The following is a 19,250-nucleotide window of genomic DNA, read 5'->3' on the forward strand; positions in this document are numbered from 1 at the left end:
CCTTCACATAGCCACGTGACCTGTAGCAGAATTCGTCTATCAATTATGTGGACTGAATCATTAGCTTTTATAAAATGCGCACTTGCGGCTGCATCCCTCTTTATGCAAATCAGGAGCGGTTTTCTGTCTCATGGCAGCATCTTTTCGTCGTTTCAGCTGAGAGAGAAATCAAGATATGTAACAATAAAAGCCTGAGGGATCTCAGGCTTTTCCTAATATTACAATCCAACAGCATTCCAGGCTGCTTCAACTTTAGCGGCATCAGTTGAGCCGTAGAGGTCACGGGCAGACTGAATGAGAGCTGCCTTGGCATCTTTGAACGTGGAAGAAGGCGTGAGGTACGTTGTTAACGCACGGTAATAGATTTGCTGTGATTTAGATACACCAAGTTTTGTGATGGTGTTGTAAGCGGCTTTGTTTGGAATTCCGCTGTTTGTGTGTACACCGCCATAATCGCCTTCATCTGTGTTTGGAAGGTTTCGGTAATTGGCGTAATTGTCAGGCTGGTTGTATTTTGTAGGGTTGGACAGGCTGCGAAGAGCAGGCTGGCTGACCGTAATGTCTTCACCGATGTCCCAGTCTTCTGTATCGTTAAAATACCCGAATACGTCAGAGAAAGACTCGTTTAATGCACCTGGCTGATTTTCATAAATCAAGTTGGCTGTTTCTTGGGTGACGCCATGTGTCATTTCATGCGCTGTCACATCTAATGAGCCGGAAAGCGGAGAGAAGAATGAACCGTCGCCATCACCGTAAATCATCTGGTCTCCTGTCCATGCAGCGTTATTGTATTGAGTGCCGTAGTGAACGGAAGAAACGATTTTACTGCCTTTGTTATCATAGCTGTTTCGTTTAAAGTTTGAATAAAAATAATCGTACACTTTACCGAGGTTATAGTGTGCGTCAACGGCTGCCCGCTGTGATGAAGATGTAAATGTTTTCGTTGTGCTTGAGACAAGCGTGCCCGGAAGGCGGCTTTGTCTGTTTTGCAAATCATATGTGATGATTTGGGTGCCTGTTGGTTTTGAAAGATCTCTTAGAACATATTTTCCGCCTTCATAAGAGATGTTCAAAGGAACAGTTGCGCCCTTTAGCGTTGTTCCGCTTCCAGTGGCGGCGGCATGTTCTACTTTATTTTGCTGTTTTAAAATGCTGCCTGTTTCGGCGTCAACTAAGACTTCCCAGTTTGCAGGTTCAGGCTCGACATAGCGAATCGTCACGTCGTAAGCAAGACGATAGCTGCCGTCTTTTGTTTCTATCGCTTTTAATTCGGCTTTATTGCTGTTTTTGGCCGCTCCGTTAGAAACAGCGTCTGGTGATTTGCCGATAGCTTTGAAAGCGAGTGCCAGCGCTTTTTCAGAAGAGACTTTTTGGCTGTTATCTGTTTTTGCAGCAGATTGATTGTGTAATTCACCATTGACCGCATAGACATTATCGGATTTATCGACGTGAACGATCACTTGCGAATCTTTAATTGGCACTCCGTTAACGACAGGCGCATATCGAAAGTGCTTGTATCCAAGGGCATCAGTCGTGCTTTCAACAAGCTTCAGCCTTTTGGAAGGGTCACCTTTAAAAATGTTGCTGTTCTTTTTCAAAAACTGCTTGACAGCCTTGTCATTTGGTGCAGAGAGTTCTGATTGCGCAATCGCGTTTTTGGAGAGGAAATTTGTTTGATTCTCTTTAAGCTGATGACCTTCAGCAGCCTGAACACCTGGCAGGCTGATTGATAAACTCATAAACGAAGCAGCGACAGCAACAGACAATTTCTTACCTAAACCCACAATAAATCCCCCTTTTTGAAAATACTGAAAACTTTATATTGTTATATTAAACTAGCATTCTGGAATACTCAACAAAAACTAACATAACTAGACAAAATTGATAGTATTGTCCTGTGTTTGTTTTTGTTGAATAATATCAAGATGAGTCAAGTGTCATGTGGTGGTTCATTCAAGAGTTATGTTTTTTACATATCAAGGGGAAGATGAGATATTTTTGTTTCATCTTGAAACTTTTTGAAAAGTCCGCTGTCTAACCGAATGAGGCCTTAATAAGAAGTAAAGGATTGTTGTTCGTGTTGGAGTTATTCAGTCATTATGTATTGCATTTCGAACGTTATTTTATATTAAGCAGACAAAGCACCCTGCTGATTCAATGGTCAATTGTTGTTCTGGCGGGCTTATATCTTTTGGTGCATCATCCCAAAATAAACCGGCAGCGCACAATGTTCTTGGCGGGTGTTATATTGCGGATTGTGCTGCTGGCGGGAGTGTCTGTTGAACTTATTCACCAGGTGCAATCAACAAACTTCACCAGCGCTTACTTAAGAGAGGACGGAAAAGAACTGCTGCCGCTGCTGCATTTTTTGTTATACGGATATGTGCTGCTGACGGCTTTTCACTATATGCTGATGCCGCGTGATCATGGCGGAAAGGGTAAGTTTTATACGTTCGACCTTGCTGTTGTCAGTTTGCCGATCGTACAAATGATTTTTAGTTTCTTTTCGTATTGGAAGGAATACCCGGATGGGATGGAGCCGATTGCATTCGTGTTTCTGTTTTTCATCATCACTCTTCCCATTGCGTTGAATGTAGTGTTTTTCAAGCTGTATTGGAGAACGGATAAGATCTTACTAGGCTTATTTTATACGCTGATTATCGGACTGCTTGTCTTGCTGCTTGCGCCATATCCCAATCAAATCTCAAAAGATTATGGTGCAGTAATGCCATATACGATTTATTTGGCAATGGCGGGATTTTTGATGAGCTATCATCTGTTCCAAAAGTCAGGAAAGGTTTATGTGCGTGTGAATAAGTGGGTGACGATGGCTGTCATGGTGTTTTTTGTCCTGCTGTTAAATCCGATATATAACATAGGAACGGCTGCTTTCGCTGTATCAAAGCCAGCAAATGTCCATGATTCATTCAATTTTGTCGGGGAGCACATTTCATCAGAAAAAGCGGAACAGATACTAAAGTCATTTTTTCCTACGGATGAAACACTTTATTTGCACGATACAAACATGGATGTGCATTATTTCTACTCATTTGAAAGCAAAGGTTACAAAGCTGAGGTAGATGAAGTATCGCAGCTAATTCGTAATTATGAATACTTACAAAAAGCACATGGGAAAAAGCTAACGAATCAGGAGTACAAGCGAAAGTCCATCGCTTTCCTTGAGCGACACGGACGTGTGTTACATAAGGATCATATCGAAACAAAGGTATCTCAAGAAGACGGCCAGACAGTCGTACGTATTTACCTGAAAAATCAACTTCATAAAAAAGATCATGCTGATGATGGCGCGGTATTTTATTGGGAAAAGGAAACCTTAATGGGGTTTAGTGAAGATCCATCGATTTACCAGCTTGACTCTCTTCTGCATGTTCATATAACGGAACAAGACATTCAAGACAAAGTGGAACAAATGTTTACAGCGCTGAACATCTCAAAACAGCCTTATCAGATCACTGATATTGAAAGCAATAGCCTGCTCGGAAGCATGGTGAGAGTGGAAACAAAAGGTGGAATTGTTTTGGAATTTGAGGGCGAATCAGGTTGTTTACATAGTCTTTCGCTTCCGATGAAAAAGAATATCTCAATGGCTAACAGCCGGATGCAGCATCAGATATTATCGATCTTCGATGCTCGTGGATCAGAAAAGAAGAAAAAAAGCAGTCAGGGTGACATGGTGATGTATACTGATTCTTCTAAAACATATGAGTTTTTTGAAGATCAAGGTCAGCTAAACGTTTATGTATACAGCGATACACCTGATCAGTCATTCCCTTATACGTATCGTAATGGAACATTGGCTTACGAAAAGGTAGCTTCTCTATATCAGGATGTTATTTACAAAAAGCGTATGCGTCCGATTATCGTTCAAAGAGGGGATGAACGGCATTATGCATGGCTGATCATTATTCAGCCGTTTGGTTCAAATCGCCATGATGCCTATGTAGTGGATGGAGAAACACAAGAGGTGAAAAGGCTTTATGAATCATAAAGAAAAAGAGTCTGTTTTTGTAGACTTATACGACCTGTATAAAGAAGGAGAGCTAGAGGATGAATCAATGGAATGGATGAAACAGCATGAATCCCTATTTCAAAAGAATGCGGAAGACTTAAAGAGTAAAACTTGTTTAAAGAGAAGTCCCGGTGCTGAAGAAGAAAGCCAAATCAGATATATGAAAGTATACCTGTCTTCCATGTATATCTGTTTCATTTTATTGGCCATTTGGATGACGGTGTGGTTTTACTTTTAATGAAGCATAGGGATTCCATTGAGGACTTGTATCGGCAGTATTATCAAGAAATTTTAAATTATTTATTCAGAAGGACTCATCATCTTGAAACAGCCAAGGACTTAGCGCAGGACACGTTTGTAAAAGCTCTTAACGGTCTGGCTTCGTTTAGGGGGCATTCTTCCATCAGAACATGGCTCTACACCATTGCGCATCATACCTTTATCAATTGGTACCGAAGGGATGTCAATACCAATTTACTGAAATCAGCAAAAATGAAGGGTTAACGCAAACAACTTATGACCAGCCTGAACAGTATCTGTCACGGACGGTGAAAAGCGAAACACTGCGGCAGGAGCTCCTGAAGTTAAAAGATCAGCATCAATCCGTTTTGATTTTAAGAGAATTCCAAGAGCTTTCTTATGAAGAAATCGCTGAGATATTAGGATGGAGTCTTTCTAAGGTGAAAACCACATTGCACCGGGCTAGATTAGAGCTAAAGAAAAACATGACGAAAAGTAGAGAGGAGGAGCGGATATGACCTGCTTTCTAGTAAGAGACCTGCTTCCTCTGCATCTTGAAGGTGATTGTAAAAGAGAAACGGAACACGTTATAGAAGAGCATTTAAAAATGTGCAGCAGCTGCAGAGACATGTATGACACGATGGCTGAGCCATTTGAATTGGAAAGCGAACAGGCCGTTGAGGAGGCTTATCTGCCGGAAGAAGAACTGCGTTTTAAACAGAGGTACTATGGATTACTGATCATGAAAGCTGCCTGCTGGTTTGGAGCGGCGGTTGCCATGATGCTGATCATCAAACTGCTGATATAAAAAAAGCGCTTGTCCGATTCCGGCAAGCGCTTTTTTACATTAAGCCTGGGGATGAATCATATCGTAAATAGCGGCAAGCTGTTCTTGTGACAGGGCACTGAAGAGTTTTTCATAAACGTCAGCTTGCAGTGGCGTTGCACCTGCTTGTAGCGCTGCGTCTTTATCATAGCTGTACACATCATCTTGTAGCACAATGGCTGCTTGAAGAATGTGAATCTTGAGAGAAACAGCGGAGAAAAATTGTTCAAGTGCAAGTGCTTCTTTTTCTGTGAAGCCAAGTTCAACTGCTTTTTCTGTATCAAATTTGTAATTTCCATCCTCGAGATACACACATTGTGAAACAATGCTGAAAAATTCTGATGTCGATTCCCAGAGTGTAGCAATTACCTGAGCCTCTTCTTTTGTCATTCCTAACTCGACAGCTTTTTCGCTGTCAAAATAATATACACCGTCTTGTTCGTATATACATTGATTTAATATATCAATGAATGTATTGAGATCTTCGTTAGTGCTCGCCTGATGCTGGAGTTGAACAGCAGTGTTATCAACCGGTGTTTTTGCGCTGGCTGCATCAGGACCGAACGTTAATAGAGCAGCTGAGGTCATTGCGGCAGTCGTTAACATAGCTTTTTTTACAAATGTTTTCTTCATGTTTCTTCTCTCCTTTTTATGAATTGTGCTACAAATTCCATTATAGGGAGTAGTTTCCGGTGGAGGAATAGGCGCTATGGTATTTTATGTGTATCGTTGCCGAACTACTTTTTGAAGGCTGCACGTGTGATCGTTAGAACGATTGTCTATGTATGAAGGCTGTTTTGCATCTTCCTGACTAAGAAACAGGGGAGATAAGGCTTAAGAAATGAAAAACACCGCTTTCTTTGCGGTGTTTTTTGATTACAATGTCGCCGGCGGGGCAATGCTTTTAATCAAGCAAGCCTTGTTCGCGCATTTTCTTTTTTAATGTAAATCCGCCGCCCATGACAGCGCAAACAAGTACAATGCTGGCGATAATGCCTGCAGGGCTTTTTTCAGCGATAAAGACGCCGATCAGCATAATGCTGAAAACCGCTGCAAATGCAAATAATAGTAAAAGCCAATTCATTTTTTTCATAATTTCCATCCCCTTTTACGTCTTATATTAAGTTTACAGAAAAACGTGACGCTTTTAAAGAGGATGTGTGATATAATATGAAAGTTATCTAATTTTTTTAGGAGATGAAAAAGTGAAACTTCGAAATGATCTTCGCAACATCGCGATTATTGCCCACGTTGACCATGGGAAAACGACTCTAGTCGATCAGCTTTTACATCAGGCTGGTACGTTCCGTGCCAACGAACAGGTTGCTGAACGCGCAATGGACTCTAATGATCTTGAACGCGAACGCGGCATTACAATATTGGCGAAAAATACTGCGATTAACTATAAAGATACACGTATCAATATTTTGGACACCCCTGGACACGCAGACTTTGGGGGAGAAGTAGAACGGATTATGAAAATGGTTGACGGCGTAGTGCTTGTCGTTGACGCATATGAAGGCTGTATGCCTCAAACTCGTTTTGTTCTGAAAAAAGCTCTTGAGCAAAACCTGAACCCTGTTGTTGTTGTAAATAAAATTGACCGTGACTTTGCTCGTCCAGAGGAAGTTATTGATGAAGTTCTGGATCTGTTCATTGAGCTTGATGCTAATGAAGAGCAGCTCGAGTTCCCAGTGGTATATGCTTCCGCGATTAATGGAACAGCGAGTCTTGATCCGAAACAACAGGATGAAAACATGGAAGCTTTATATGAAACCATTATTAAGCATGTTCCGGCACCTGTTGATAATGCAGAGGAGCCGCTTCAATTCCAAGTTGCCCTTCTTGACTACAACGACTATGTAGGACGTATCGGAATCGGACGCGTATTCCGCGGCACAATGAAAGTCGGACAGCAGGTTTCTCTTATGAAGCTTGACGGAACGGCAAAGTCATTCCGTGTTACAAAGATTTTTGGTTTCCAAGGCTTAAAGCGTGTGGAAATTGAAGAAGCAAAAGCGGGAGACCTCGTTGCGGTTTCCGGGATGGAAGATATCAACGTTGGTGAAACAGTATGTCCTGTAGACCATCAAGATCCGCTTCCGGTGCTTCGCATTGATGAGCCGACACTTCAAATGACATTTGTCGTGAATAACAGTCCGTTTGCAGGCCGTGAAGGCAAATATGTAACGGCCCGCAAAATCGAAGAGCGTCTTCAATCACAGCTTCAGACGGATGTGAGCTTGCGTGTTGAGCCAACAGCTTCTCCTGATGCTTGGGTTGTTTCAGGACGCGGTGAGCTGCACTTGTCAATTTTAATTGAAAATATGCGTCGTGAGGGCTATGAGCTTCAAGTGTCAAAACCTGAAGTTATTATCAAAGAAATCGACGGCGTACGCTGTGAGCCTGTTGAACGTGTGCAAATTGATGTTCCTGAAGAGCATACTGGCTCTGTCATGGAATCAATGGGTGCCCGCAAAGGCGAAATGGTTGATATGATCAACAACGGAAACGGCCAAGTCCGTCTCATCTTTACAGTTCCTTCCCGCGGATTGATCGGTTACTCTACAGAATTCCTATCATTAACACGCGGATTCGGTATTTTGAACCATACGTTTGACAGCTACCAGCCGATGCAGGCAGGCCAAGTCGGCGGACGCCGTCAAGGTGTACTTGTGTCAATGGAAAACGGAAAAGCAACATCATACGGTATTCAAGGAATTGAAGACCGCGGTGTCATCTTCGTTGAGCCGGGTACTGAAGTATACGAAGGAATGATCGTTGGAGAGCATAACCGTGACAATGACCTTGTTGTTAACGTCAGCAAAATGAAACAGCAAACAAACGTCCGTTCTGCGACAAAGGATCAGACAACTACAATTAAAAAAGCGCGCATCATGTCTCTTGAGGAGTCTCTAGAGTACTTAAACGAAGATGAATATTGTGAAGTAACACCTGAATCCATCCGTTTAAGAAAGAAGATCCTCAATAAGAACGAACGTGAAAAAGCAGCTAAAAAGAAAAAAACAGCAGGATTGTCTTAATCTCGTGCAGAATTTGAAAAGATAGAACCCGTACGTTTACAGGGGAGGGAATCTTTTTGAATGACGTAAGCGAACGTCTGTCGTTCTTCGCCGCTCTATATCAAGTAGACCGGCAGCCTGCGGCAGGCATGTGGCTGCTGTACGGCACGATTTTTGTGTTGGCCGTTATTGTATTTAAGCTTGGATTTGCTAAACGGCTTCCTGTATTAAAATCTGCAGTGGTGTATGTATTTTTGGCTTTGGGCTGCACTGTTTTGACTTTTTTAGGGGTGTTTTTGCCCGTGGCAGAAGGATTGGTCGTCGCTGCGCTGATTTTAATCATTTACAAAATCCGGCTGTATCAGTCGAAAAAAGGACAGTCTGCAAAATCATAAAAGACTCAGCTGAAAGCTGAGTCTTTTTTGTGTTCTGTATGGTTAAGCGGCCGCTTTATTTTTTGACTTTTTCTTTTTTCTGCTGTCCCGGGTGAAAAGTAAATTTTCCCGTTTTCAGCCGTTCCTCTGTTTTTTTGGCAATCCGATCGTGGCATTCCTGGCACATATATGTATGGATCGGGCGGTTTCGAAGCCGTTTCGCGATCAGGGTATCATCATCAATTGTTTCAATTTTATCGCAAATAGAACATTTGACCCTCATCATATCACCTCTTTCACTAACATGTATTATAGCATGGATCAGAAGCTGTCCAAAATAAGAAAAAGCTAAAGCGCAAGGCTATAGCTTAGTCATTGTTGTTCTTTTTCATATGATGATCAGATTGATCGTTTTGCTCCTTCTCCATTTCCTGCTGCTGTTTTCTATTTAATTGGTCATTTTGCTGCTTTGTTTGCGGTTCGTCTTCATTGTCAATCACATCGTTAGGCACTTCGGGAAGCACTCGGCCGACAATTGCAGCTAATTCATCCAGTATGCCTGTTACCGGATGGCCTTCGCTGATTTCTCTGCTCATCTCACGAAGGCGGCTGACCGTATCGGGATCAGCAATGACCACTGCGTTAGCGCCATATCGATCATTCTTTAGCGCCTGAGCTACAGAATATTTAATGGTTTCCACTTTGCTTCTGTCCAAAGTATCATCGACATCAATCCCAACAACAGCATAACCTCCCAGCACAACGGCTGTTGCATCCTTGACGTCGGGGTTTTTTTCAGCAACGCTGACAAGATGCTTGGCAATATCGGTTCTTGTTCCATTGTCTTTTGTTTCTTGAGTTGTGTCCTTTACGTGAATCGGTTTAGTCTCCTGCTGTCCTGTTGATTCTTTTTCAACATTCTGACCCTGTTTTCCTTGTTGATAGGCACAAGCGGACAGGATAAGTGTCAGCTGTATGATAATGAAAAGAATTCGCACTTGCGGGTTCCCTCCTTAAAATGCTTTCATTAATTTTATTGTTGAATTAACCTTCTATCTTTATGCACAAAAACATATATTTTAGCAGGCATTCACCTTTTTCATCAAAAGAGAAGCAGGAAGAACTTTGACCCTTATATCAGGAGGCTGAGACTTGAGTAAAATTTATGTGTTAGATACGAATGTGTTATTACAGGATCCTAACGCGATATTTTCTTTTGAAGAAAATGAGGTTGTCATCCCTGCTGTCGTTTTAGAAGAGGTTGATTCAAAAAAACGGTATATGGACGAAGTTGGGAGGAATGCAAGGCACGTATCTAAGCTAATCGATGCGCTAAGACAAAAGGGCAGGCTGCATGAGCATGTACCGCTTGACACCGGCGGCACACTGAGAATTGAACTGAATCATCGTTCGTTTCACCAGCTGCAAGAGATCTTTATTGAAAAGACGAACGATAATCGCATATTAGCCGTTGCGAAAAACTTAAGCCTCGAGGAAGAAACCAAGGAAAATGGCAGGCCGGTTATCCTCGTCAGTAAGGATGTACTGGTCAGGGTTAAAGCCGACGCAATCGGACTGCTTGCTGAAGATTTCTTGAATGACCGGGTTGTGGACAATGATGAAATGTACAGCGGCTATAAAGATTTATATATCAGCCAGCAGCTGTTCAGCTCTTTTTACGGAAAAAATCAAATTTCAGTAAACGATGTGAAACAGCATGCGTTTTATCCGAATCAGTTTGCTTTAATGAAGGATGAGCTAGGAGGATCCTCCTCGGCAGTCGGAATTGCAGATAAAACCGGAACGGTATTAAAAAGACTCGTATTTGATGATGAACATATATGGGGAATCAGGCCGAAAAATGTACAGCAGACAATGGCATTAGAGCTTTTGCTGCGGGAAGATATTCCGCTTGTCACCCTGATCGGCAAAGCGGGAACCGGCAAAACGCTCTTAGCTTTGGCGGCAGGGCTATTACAGACAGAAGACTTGGGAATATATAAAAAGCTGGTCGTCGCAAGGCCGATTGTTCCTGTTGGCAAGGACATCGGGTATTTGCCAGGCGAAAAAGAGGAAAAGCTAAAGCCTTGGATGCAGCCGATTTTTGACAACTTAGAGTTTCTGTTTAATGCGAAAAAACCAGGGGAGCTTGATGCTATTTTGGCGGGAATTGGCTCAATTCAGGTAGAGGCGCTGACTTATATCAGAGGGAGAAGCATTCCAGATCAATTTATTATCATTGATGAAGCGCAAAATTTGACCAGGCATGAGGTGAAAACGTTGCTGACGAGAGTCGGTGAGGGCAGTAAAATTGTCTTAATGGGCGACCCTGAACAAATTGATCACCCATATTTAGACAGTCTGAACAATGGTTTGGCCTATGTGGTTGAGCGGTTTAAAGGACAACCCATCTCAGGCAGCGTGAAGCTGTTAAAAGGTGAGAGATCAGGTCTCGCCCAGCTTGCAGCTGATTTGCTGTAACACTTAAATGATTTCGATCTCTTTTACATCGGTAATCGGCTGTTTGTGATGAACCGGGTCTTCAAAGTAAATATGCACGGGGCCGCCTTCTTGAATCGGCTTGCCTGCCTCACTGAAATGGACAATACTGTTCAGAGCGGTTTCCAGAGAAACGGCGGCCTTTCCCGAACTTGTGACAAATACACATTGTGTCGCAGAGCTGTTCGGCTCAGCATTTTTCAGGACAGTCCCAAGTCTCATTGCGAAACTGCCGTTCATCAGTTTTTGCTTCTCATATTGCTTTTCCGTCTTTAATGTAGGCGGCGCGATTCGCCCCTCTCTGATGACGCGTTCCGGATCAAGGTCGGATTCATCCCCGGCTGATTGTAAATATGTGTCTTGACTGTCCCCTTTGCGGTCAAACGAAAATTTGCGATCATCAAAAATCCATACGCTTGGATCAATGGTAATTGGATATGTAACATTGCCTTTTACTTGGATAACGCTCATGATATGACCCCCTTCTCTCAAAATTATAAAAGTTTTCGCATGAATTGTCACTTTGTGTACAAATTATGTGTATTGAAATGCTGAGGGAACGAGGGTGTTTGCATGGTATGCCAGCATAATGATGAGCTTGAAGCCTTAGTGAAAAAGGCGAAAAAAGTAACGGACAAGGGGGAGGTAGCCAGCTATATTCCCGCCTTGGCAAAAGCTGATAAACACGACCTGTCAGTGGCGATTTATTATTCCAATAATGTTTGTCTGTCAGCAGGTGACGTAGAAAAAACATTTACGCTTCAAAGTATATCGAAAGTCCTTTCCCTTGCTTTGGTGTTAATGGAATACGGCAAAGATAAGGTCTTCAGTTATGTTGGACAGGAGCCGACCGGTGATCCGTTTAATTCAATTATCAAGCTCGAAACAGTGAATCCGAGCAAGCCGTTAAACCCTATGATTAATGCCGGGGCATTGGTAGTGACAAGTCTGATAAGGGGAAGAACGGTAAAAGAGAGACTTGATTATTTGCTTTCTTTTATCAGAAGGCTGACAAACAACCAAGAGATTACATACTGCCGGGAAGTGGCTGAATCTGAATACAGCACTTCAATGATTAATCGGGCGATGTGTTATTATATGAAGCAGTACGGCATTTTTGAAGATGATGTAGAGGCAGTAATGGATTTATATACGAAGCAATGCGCGATTGAGATGAACAGCTTGGATTTAGCGAAAATCGGATCTGTATTCGCATTGAACGGCAGACATCCAGAGACTGGGGAGCAGGTCATCTCAAAAGATGTCGCTAGAATTTGCAAAACGTTTATGGTGACGTGCGGAATGTACAATGCAAGCGGGGAATTCGCAATTAAGGTCGGAATTCCTGCGAAAAGCGGCGTATCCGGCGGGATAATGGGCATTTCGCCTTACGATTTCGGGATCGGCATATTCGGCCCCGCATTAGACGAAAAAGGGAACAGCATTGCAGGTGTAAAGCTTTTGGAAATAATGTCTGAGATGTACAGGCTGAGTATTTTTTAATTTATGTCATATGCTTAAATCCTCTTGCATTTTCTGTTGATACCCTTTATGATAAATAGAAGAATTAGGTACTCGCCTGGGGAACGGAGGGATACTTTTGGCTTCAGAGATGATAGTTGACCATCGGCAAAAAGCTTTTGAACTCTTAAAAGTGGACGCTGAGAAGATTTTGAAGCTGATCCGAGTACAAATGGATAACTTAACGATGCCTCAATGTCCTCTATATGAAGAGGTTTTAGATACTCAAATGTTCGGGCTTTCGAGGGAAATCGATTTTGCTGTCCGCCTGGGATTGGTTGATGAAAAAGACGGTAAAGACCTTTTATACACATTGGAGCGCGAATTGTCTGCTTTGCATGACGCGTTTACAGCTAAATAAATGATAAAACTCAAACTTATTAACAGTTTGGGTTTTTTTATAACCGCTATTTTTCTCTCATCTCATAAAAGACGGTCTTTTTTTACACATTCCTTCCGAATCGTATAGAGATTCTTCGTCTCGTTTGATAAATTGTAGTAAAATAAAAAAGATAAATACATAAAAACCATAGATAATGGAAGTTAGAAGCAGGGAAGAGGATGTTATGTTAAAAAAAATGCTAAAATCTTATGATTACTCACTGATATTCGCAATCGTTTTATTATGCGGATTCGGTTTAGTGATGGTATACAGCTCAAGCATGATTACGGCTGTCTCCCGGTATGGAGTAAGCAGTAATTTTTTCTTCATGCGGCAGCTGTTTGCTTTAATTGCGGGTGGCGCTCTATTTATTCTCATGGCGTTGTTTCCTTATAAAGCACTGGCCCATCAAAAGTTTCAGAAGGGGATACTGCTTGTATCTGTTCTTGCGCTTATCTCACTGTTTGTTTTCGGGCATGTTGCCGGAAACGCGCAGAGCTGGTTTAAAATCGGCGGAATGAGTATTCAGCCGGGGGAGTTTGTGAAACTGGTCGTGATTTTATACCTTGCAGCCGTATATGCAAAAAAACAAAGTTATATCGACCATCTGTTAACGGGAGTAGCCCCTCCGGTAGTCATGACGCTTATAATTTGTGGGTTAATTGCCATGCAGCCAGATTTCGGTACAGCCATGATTATAGGGTTAATTGCGACGTGCATGATCTTGTGCTCCGGCTTCAGCGGAAAGACGCTGGTGAGGCTTGTGATACTGGGCGGAATTGTTTTCATTTTAGTCAGCCCTATTATCTATTTGAATCAGGACAAAATTTTAACTGAAGGCCGTTTAGCGCGTTTTGAGAGTCTTGAAGACCCATTTAAGTATGCAAATTCATCAGGTTTGCAAGTGATCAATTCTTATTATGCGATCAGCTCAGGCGGCATTTTCGGCCTGGGGCTCGGTGAAAGTATCCAAAAATACGGATATCTGCCTGAATCACACACTGACTTTATTATGGCTGTCATTGCTGAAGAGCTCGGCATTTTTGGGGTATTGTTTGTGATTTTCTTATTGGGTTTTGTCGTCATAAAAGGTTTTTATATTGCCAGAAAATGCGAGGACCCGTTTGGAAGTCTTCTGGCGATCGGCATTTCAAGCATGATTGCCATCCAGTCGTTTATTAACCTTGGCGGTGTCAGCGGATTAATTCCGATTACAGGGGTTACGCTGCCATTTATCAGTTACGGGGGCTCTTCTTTGGTGCTGCTGCTGGGGAGTATGGGGATATTAGCGAATATCAGCATGTTTGTGAAATATTCAGAGAATAAGAAAAAGAAAGAGCCCTTGGCGCCGAAGGGAATGAAAAAGAAACAGCTCAAAAAAACTGTTTATCTGTAAAAAACAAGTGTGTACAGGGGAAGGATATTCCGCTATGATAGATTATATTCCATTCGGGTAAGGGGGAGAAAAGTTTGTCTCAGCAATCGATACAAAAAGTATTAGTAGCAAACAGGGGAGAAATTGCAATCCGAATATTCCGGGCGTGTACCGAGTTGAATATTCGTACAGTTGCGGTCTATTCAAAAGAAGATTCCGGTTCCTACCATCGGTACAAAGCGGATGAAGCATACTTGGTCGGTGAAGGGAAAAAACCGATTGATGCTTACCTGGATATTGAAGGTATCATTGATATTGCGAAAAGAAACAAAGTCGATGCAATTCATCCGGGATACGGTTTCTTATCTGAAAATATTCATTTTGCGAGACGATGTGAAGAAGAAGGCATCGTATTCATAGGGCCAAAATCCGAGCATCTCGATATGTTTGGTGACAAGGTAAAAGCGCGTGAGCAGGCAGAAAAAGCGGGAATCCCCGTGATTCCGGGAAGCGACGGTCCTGCCGAAACGCTTGAAGCCGTCGAACAATTTGGACAAGCTAACGGTTATCCGATCATCATTAAAGCCTCGCTTGGCGGCGGCGGCCGCGGTATGCGGATTGTCAGATCTGAAAGTGAAGTTAAAGAAGCATATGAGCGTGCTAAATCAGAGGCGAAAGCAGCCTTTGGCAATGATGAAGTTTATGTAGAAAAATTAATTGAGAATCCGAAACATATTGAGGTTCAGGTCATTGGAGACAAGCAGGGCAATGTCGTCCATCTTTTTGAGAGGGATTGCTCCGTTCAAAGACGCCATCAAAAAGTCATTGAAGTGGCGCCGAGTGTCTCGCTGTCACCTGAATTAAGGGACCAAATTTGTGAGGCTGCAGTTGCGCTTGCCAAAAATGTAAACTATATAAATGCGGGGACGGTCGAATTCCTTGTTGCAAACAACGAGTTCTACTTTATTGAAGTAAATCCTCGCGTACAAGTTGAACACACGATAACAGAAATGATTACTGGTGTCGATATTGTTCAAACTCAGATCCTTGTTGCCCAAGGGCACAGCCTTCACAGCAAAAAAGTAAATATTCCTGAGCAAAAGGACATTTTTACAATCGGCTATGCCATTCAGTCACGGGTTACGACTGAGGATCCGCAAAATGATTTCATGCCTGATACAGGAAAAATCATGGCTTACCGCTCAGGCGGCGGTTTTGGTGTCCGTCTTGATACCGGAAACAGCTTCCAGGGCGCCGTGATCACACCATACTATGATTCACTTCTCGTTAAGCTTTCAACTTGGGCTTTAACGTTTGAACAGGCAGCTGCCAAAATGGTGCGAAACCTTCAGGAGTTTAGAATCAGAGGCATAAAAACGAACATTCCGTTCCTTGAGAACGTTGCAAAGCATGAGAAGTTCCTGACAGGGCAATATGATACATCTTTCATTGATACAACGCCTGAATTATTTAATTTCCCTAAACAAAAAGACCGCGGAACGAAAATGCTCACTTACATCGGCAATGTGACAGTGAACGGCTTCCCTGGAATCGGGAAAAAAGAAAAACCGGCGTTTGACAAACCGTTAAGCGTAAAGGTAGACGTTGATCAGCAGCCTGCCAGAGGAACAAAGCAAATTCTCGATGAAAAAGGTGCAGAAGGGCTTGCAAATTGGGTTAAGGAGCAGAAATCTGTCCTTTTAACTGATACGACATTCAGGGATGCCCACCAATCGTTATTGGCAACTAGAATCAGATCGCATGATTTGAAAAAAATCGCAAATCCGACGGCTGCGTTATGGCCTGAACTATTCAGTATGGAAATGTGGGGAGGCGCGACCTTCGATGTAGCCTACCGATTCCTGAAAGAAGATCCGTGGAAACGTTTGGAAGATCTTCGCAAAGAAGTGCCGAATACCTTATTCCAGATGTTGCTTCGCTCATCAAATGCGGTCGGCTATACGAATTATCCGGACAATGTGATTAAAGAATTTGTGAAGCAATCAGCTCAATCCGGTATTGATGTGTTTCGTATTTTCGACAGCTTAAACTGGGTAAAAGGGATGACGTTAGCCATTGATGCTGTTAGGGATACCGGCAAAGTGGCAGAAGCTGCGATTTGTTATACGGGAGATATCCTTGACAAGAACCGGACGAAGTACGACCTTGCATATTATACATCGATGGCGAAGGAGCTTGAGGCGGCCGGAGCCCATATTCTCGGGATTAAAGATATGGCAGGGCTGTTAAAACCGCAGGCTGCATATGAGCTCGTTTCTGCGTTGAAAGAAACGATCGACATTCCGGTTCACCTTCATACGCATGATACGAGCGGAAACGGTATTTATATGTATGCGAAAGCTGTTGAAGCCGGCGTTGATATCATAGACGTGGCGGTCAGCTCAATGGCGGGATTAACGTCACAGCCTAGCGCGAGCGGATTTTATCATGCGATGGAAGGCAACGACCGCCGTCCGGAAATGAATGTCCAAGGCGTTGAATTGCTGTCCCAATATTGGGAGTCGGTGCGTAAATATTATAGTGAATTTGAAAGCGGAATGAAGTCTCCGCATACTGAAATTTATGAACACGAAATGCCAGGGGGCCAATACAGCAACCTGCAGCAGCAAGCCAAGGGAGTAGGCCTTGGCGACCGCTGGAACGAAGTCAAGGAAATGTACAGACGCGTGAACGATATGTTCGGTGACATCGTCAAGGTAACGCCTTCCTCAAAAGTAGTCGGAGATATGGCACTCTACATGGTGCAAAACAATCTGACTGAAAAAGACGTTTACGAAAAAGGTGAATCTTTAGATTTCCCTGATTCTGTCGTGGAGCTTTTTAAAGGAAATATCGGCCAGCCTCATGGCGGATTCCCAGAAAAACTGCAAAAGCTGATCTTAAAAGGGCAGGAGCCGATTACAGTCAGACCGGGCGAACTGCTTGAGCCGGTGTCATTTGAAGCGATCAAACAGGAATTTAAAGAGCAGCATAACTTGGAAATTTCAGATCAGGATGCTGTGGCATATGCCCTTTATCCTAAAGTCTTCACTGATTATGTGAAAACGACAGAAAGCTATGGAGACATCTCGGTATTAGATACACCGACATTCTTCTACGGTATGACATTAGGTGAAGAGATAGAAGTTGAAATTGAGCGCGGCAAAACGCTGATCGTTAAGCTGATTTCAATCGGTGAGCCTCAGCCTGATGCCACCCGCGTCGTTTATTTCGAACTCAACGGGCAGCCGCGTGAAGTAGTCATTAAAGATGAAAGCATTAAGTCTTCCGTTCAGGAAAGGCTGAAAGCAGACCGGACAAATCCAAGCCACATCGCAGCTTCTATGCCTGGAACCGTTATTAAGGTATTGGCTGAAGCAGGCACAAAAGTCAATAAAGGTGATCATTTGATGATTAATGAAGCGATGAAAATGGAAACAACGGTTCAGGCGCCTTTCTCAGGAACAATCAAGCAGGTTCATGTGAAAAATGGTGAGCCGATCCAAACGGGAGATCTGCTCCTTGAAATTGAAAAAGCATAATAAACAAAGAGTGTATATCATTTGATATACACTCTTGTTTTTTTATATAGAAAATGTGGAGTGAAACAGATGGTTAGAAGAGATATAAGGGGATTTCAGAGATTATACAATACTGTCACAAGCCCAAAATAAATAGAGGCTTATACAGCCAATATTTTAGATGCTTTGTAGTATGCCGTGCATATTTCTTTAAGCACTATCTGATTTAAAAGGCTTTAATACTTATGTTCGCGGGCTATAGATCCATATGAAATTTCTATAATCACGATAAGAAAGGGGACAGACCGAAGTGAGCTGCTCACTGATCATCAAATTCAGCAAAGGCTGGCCATTGAAACAATAAAGCGCCAAAACAAGACATGAAAAAAGACCAAAGCCGCCTAAGGCTTTGGTCTTGAGTCCTTATGATTGCCTAGATTCATAACGGAAACGAGCAATCAATAATAAGAAGTAGCATAGAACGCCAAACAGACAGGCAATAAAGAACGAGTGGGCAAGTGCAAAGCCCAGAGCCAGTTCAGAGTATACGATCATAATCCCGGACAGTGCCTGTAATGTAATGAAAATAAGACATGAGATCCATCCCCAAAAGATCTGTTTTTGATCTTTATAGGAGATAATAGCATGAACAGCGGCAACAATAATCCATACAAATAACAGTAAGGCTGCTGCTCTGTGGCCCATTTGCACCCATTCATGGAATTGGGTCGGAAGTCCATTGTTCAGCGGGCTGCACAGCGGCACATCAGGACATGCCAGGCTTGATTCAGTGTGTCTTACATATGCGCCTGTATACACAACGATATAGGAATATATTAAAATTCCTATCATGTGAAATTGCATCTTTTTGCCGATTTGAAGCGGCTTAACCAGTGTTCTGACTGATTTATCAGCTTCAAATATGAGCAATGTCAAAATAAGCACTGAAGCAAAAGAAATTAATGAGATGCCGAAGTGAAGCGCCATAATCAGCGCGTTCGAACCGAATACGACAGCCAATGCGCCAAGCAATGCCTGAAGAAATAAAAAGATAATTGACATGATCGCGAGAAACGTTGTTTCACGAAAAATCGGCGTGATTTTTCTCCATGACCAAAACGCAAGGCTTAGCACAAGGATAATAGAGATTCCGCTTGCGAATCGGTGGCTCCATTCAATAATTGAAGCCGGATTCAGTTCAGGGAAAAAACGGCCGTGACACAGCGGCCACTGTCTGCCGCATCCTTGGCCGGAACCTGTTTTTGTAACGAGGGCACCCCCGATTAAAACAATTAGCATGACAAATGTCGTCAGAACACCGAGAGCTTTTAATGCTTTATTCATACAATATTCACCTTCTCAACATACTGCTGCAATTTTATATACGTTCCAAGTGTAAGCGAATATGTGTTTTGTGGCAATTCCCAGAGCCTTTTGTTCACAAAAATATAATAGAATG

At 42.7% G+C, this 19,250-nt stretch carries 17 protein-coding genes and 1 pseudogene; 11 read left to right on the forward strand and 7 right to left on the reverse strand.

Annotated elements, in window-relative coordinates; genetic code table 11:
- Positions 1 to 218 precede the first annotated feature (218 nt).
- A complete protein-coding gene (gene nprE / locus MHB62_RS07880; protein WP_003245026.1) occupies positions 219 to 1,784 on the reverse strand; it encodes a neutral metalloprotease NprE in 1,566 nt (521 codons plus the stop codon).
- Positions 1,785 to 2,068: 284 nt separating this feature from the next.
- Between nprE and MHB62_RS07885 the strand changes: the two genes are divergently transcribed.
- The 4 genes and pseudogenes from MHB62_RS07885 to sigQ all read left to right on the forward strand — a co-directional run bounded on the left by MHB62_RS07885 (position 2,069) and on the right by sigQ (position 5,078).
- Positions 2,069 to 4,009 carry a hypothetical protein gene (locus tag MHB62_RS07885; RefSeq protein ID WP_080276610.1) on the forward strand — a complete coding sequence of 647 codons (1,941 nt, stop codon included), beginning with the start codon at positions 2,069 to 2,071 and terminating at the stop codon, positions 4,007 to 4,009.
- Positions 3,999 to 4,268 carry a hypothetical protein gene (locus MHB62_RS07890; protein ID WP_003232287.1) on the forward strand — a complete coding sequence of 90 codons (270 nt, stop codon included), beginning with the start codon at positions 3,999 to 4,001 and terminating at the stop codon, positions 4,266 to 4,268. The genes MHB62_RS07885 and MHB62_RS07890 overlap by 11 nt, the downstream gene beginning before the upstream one ends.
- Positions 4,268 to 4,788, forward strand: a pseudogene (ylaC, locus tag MHB62_RS07895) (RNA polymerase sigma factor YlaC). Before MHB62_RS07890 ends, ylaC begins: the two are co-directional and overlap by 1 nt.
- Positions 4,785 to 5,078 carry an anti-SigP sigma factor SigQ gene (sigQ, locus tag MHB62_RS07900; protein WP_032721500.1) on the forward strand — a complete coding sequence of 98 codons (294 nt, stop codon included), beginning with the start codon at positions 4,785 to 4,787 and terminating at the stop codon, positions 5,076 to 5,078. Before ylaC ends, sigQ begins: the two are co-directional and overlap by 4 nt.
- A 39-nt stretch (positions 5,079 to 5,117) precedes the next feature.
- Here the strand turns inward: sigQ and MHB62_RS07905 are convergent, their stop codons facing one another.
- Complete coding sequence (locus MHB62_RS07905; protein ID WP_003232282.1) at positions 5,118 to 5,729, reverse strand: hypothetical protein; 612 nt, start codon at positions 5,727 to 5,729, stop codon at positions 5,118 to 5,120.
- 271 nt (positions 5,730 to 6,000) lie between these two features.
- The gene (locus MHB62_RS07910) at positions 6,001 to 6,189 is read right to left on the reverse strand and encodes a YlaF family protein (RefSeq protein WP_003245500.1); all 189 of its coding nucleotides are present in this window, start codon (positions 6,187 to 6,189) and stop codon (positions 6,001 to 6,003) included.
- A gap of 112 nt (positions 6,190 to 6,301) precedes the next feature.
- On the opposite strand from MHB62_RS07910, the gene typA reads away from it, so the two are divergent.
- Both typA and MHB62_RS07920 read left to right on the forward strand, forming a co-directional pair.
- A complete protein-coding gene (gene typA, locus MHB62_RS07915; RefSeq protein WP_003232278.1) occupies positions 6,302 to 8,140 on the forward strand; it encodes a translational GTPase TypA in 1,839 nt (612 codons plus the stop codon).
- A gap of 56 nt (positions 8,141 to 8,196) precedes the next feature.
- The gene (locus MHB62_RS07920) at positions 8,197 to 8,514 is read left to right on the forward strand and encodes a YlaH-like family protein (protein ID WP_003232274.1); all 318 of its coding nucleotides are present in this window, start codon (positions 8,197 to 8,199) and stop codon (positions 8,512 to 8,514) included.
- A 55-nt stretch (positions 8,515 to 8,569) separates the two neighbouring features.
- Here the strand turns inward: MHB62_RS07920 and MHB62_RS07925 are convergent, their stop codons facing one another.
- The gene (locus tag MHB62_RS07925; protein ID WP_003232271.1) at positions 8,570 to 8,779 is read right to left on the reverse strand and encodes a YlaI family protein; all 210 of its coding nucleotides are present in this window, start codon (positions 8,777 to 8,779) and stop codon (positions 8,570 to 8,572) included.
- An 82-nt stretch (positions 8,780 to 8,861) separates the two neighbouring features.
- On the reverse strand, positions 8,862 to 9,491 hold the full coding sequence (locus tag MHB62_RS07930; RefSeq protein WP_032721501.1) for a YhcN/YlaJ family sporulation lipoprotein: 630 nt from the start codon (positions 9,489 to 9,491) through the stop codon (positions 8,862 to 8,864).
- Between the two features lie 154 nt (positions 9,492 to 9,645).
- Here MHB62_RS07930 and MHB62_RS07935 point away from each other — a divergent pair, with 154 nt between their 5' ends.
- Entirely contained in the window at positions 9,646 to 10,974 is a 1,329-nt protein-coding gene (locus MHB62_RS07935) for a PhoH family protein (RefSeq protein ID WP_003245272.1), read from the forward strand.
- Positions 10,975 to 10,977: 3 nt separating this feature from the next.
- Here the strand turns inward: MHB62_RS07935 and MHB62_RS07940 are convergent, their stop codons facing one another.
- The gene (locus tag MHB62_RS07940) at positions 10,978 to 11,463 is read right to left on the reverse strand and encodes a hypothetical protein (RefSeq protein ID WP_003245279.1); all 486 of its coding nucleotides are present in this window, start codon (positions 11,461 to 11,463) and stop codon (positions 10,978 to 10,980) included.
- Positions 11,464 to 11,565: 102 nt separating this feature from the next.
- Here MHB62_RS07940 and glsA point away from each other — a divergent pair, with 102 nt between their 5' ends.
- The 4 genes from glsA to pyc all read left to right on the forward strand — a co-directional run bounded on the left by glsA (position 11,566) and on the right by pyc (position 17,812).
- The gene (gene glsA / locus MHB62_RS07945; RefSeq protein ID WP_003245206.1) at positions 11,566 to 12,495 is read left to right on the forward strand and encodes a glutaminase A; all 930 of its coding nucleotides are present in this window, start codon (positions 11,566 to 11,568) and stop codon (positions 12,493 to 12,495) included.
- Positions 12,496 to 12,592: 97 nt separating this feature from the next.
- Positions 12,593 to 12,874, forward strand: coding sequence for a YlaN family protein (locus MHB62_RS07950; protein ID WP_003245286.1), 282 nt, complete (start codon positions 12,593 to 12,595; stop codon positions 12,872 to 12,874).
- 205 nt (positions 12,875 to 13,079) lie between these two features.
- The gene (ftsW, locus tag MHB62_RS07955; RefSeq protein ID WP_009967159.1) at positions 13,080 to 14,291 is read left to right on the forward strand and encodes a cell division protein FtsW; all 1,212 of its coding nucleotides are present in this window, start codon (positions 13,080 to 13,082) and stop codon (positions 14,289 to 14,291) included.
- 74 nt (positions 14,292 to 14,365) lie between these two features.
- Entirely contained in the window at positions 14,366 to 17,812 is a 3,447-nt protein-coding gene (gene pyc / locus MHB62_RS07960) for a pyruvate carboxylase (RefSeq protein WP_019712514.1), read from the forward strand.
- Positions 17,813 to 18,214: 402 nt separating this feature from the next.
- Here the strand turns inward: pyc and ctaA are convergent, their stop codons facing one another.
- Positions 18,215 to 19,135 carry a heme A synthase CtaA gene (gene ctaA, locus MHB62_RS07965; RefSeq protein WP_003232254.1) on the reverse strand — a complete coding sequence of 307 codons (921 nt, stop codon included), beginning with the start codon at positions 19,133 to 19,135 and terminating at the stop codon, positions 18,215 to 18,217.
- Positions 19,136 to 19,250: the final 115 nt, after the last annotated feature.

The organism is Bacillus sp. FSL K6-0255 (genome assembly GCF_045040725.1).
GTDB classification, from domain to species: Bacteria; Bacillota; Bacilli; order Bacillales; family Bacillaceae; genus Bacillus; species Bacillus subtilis.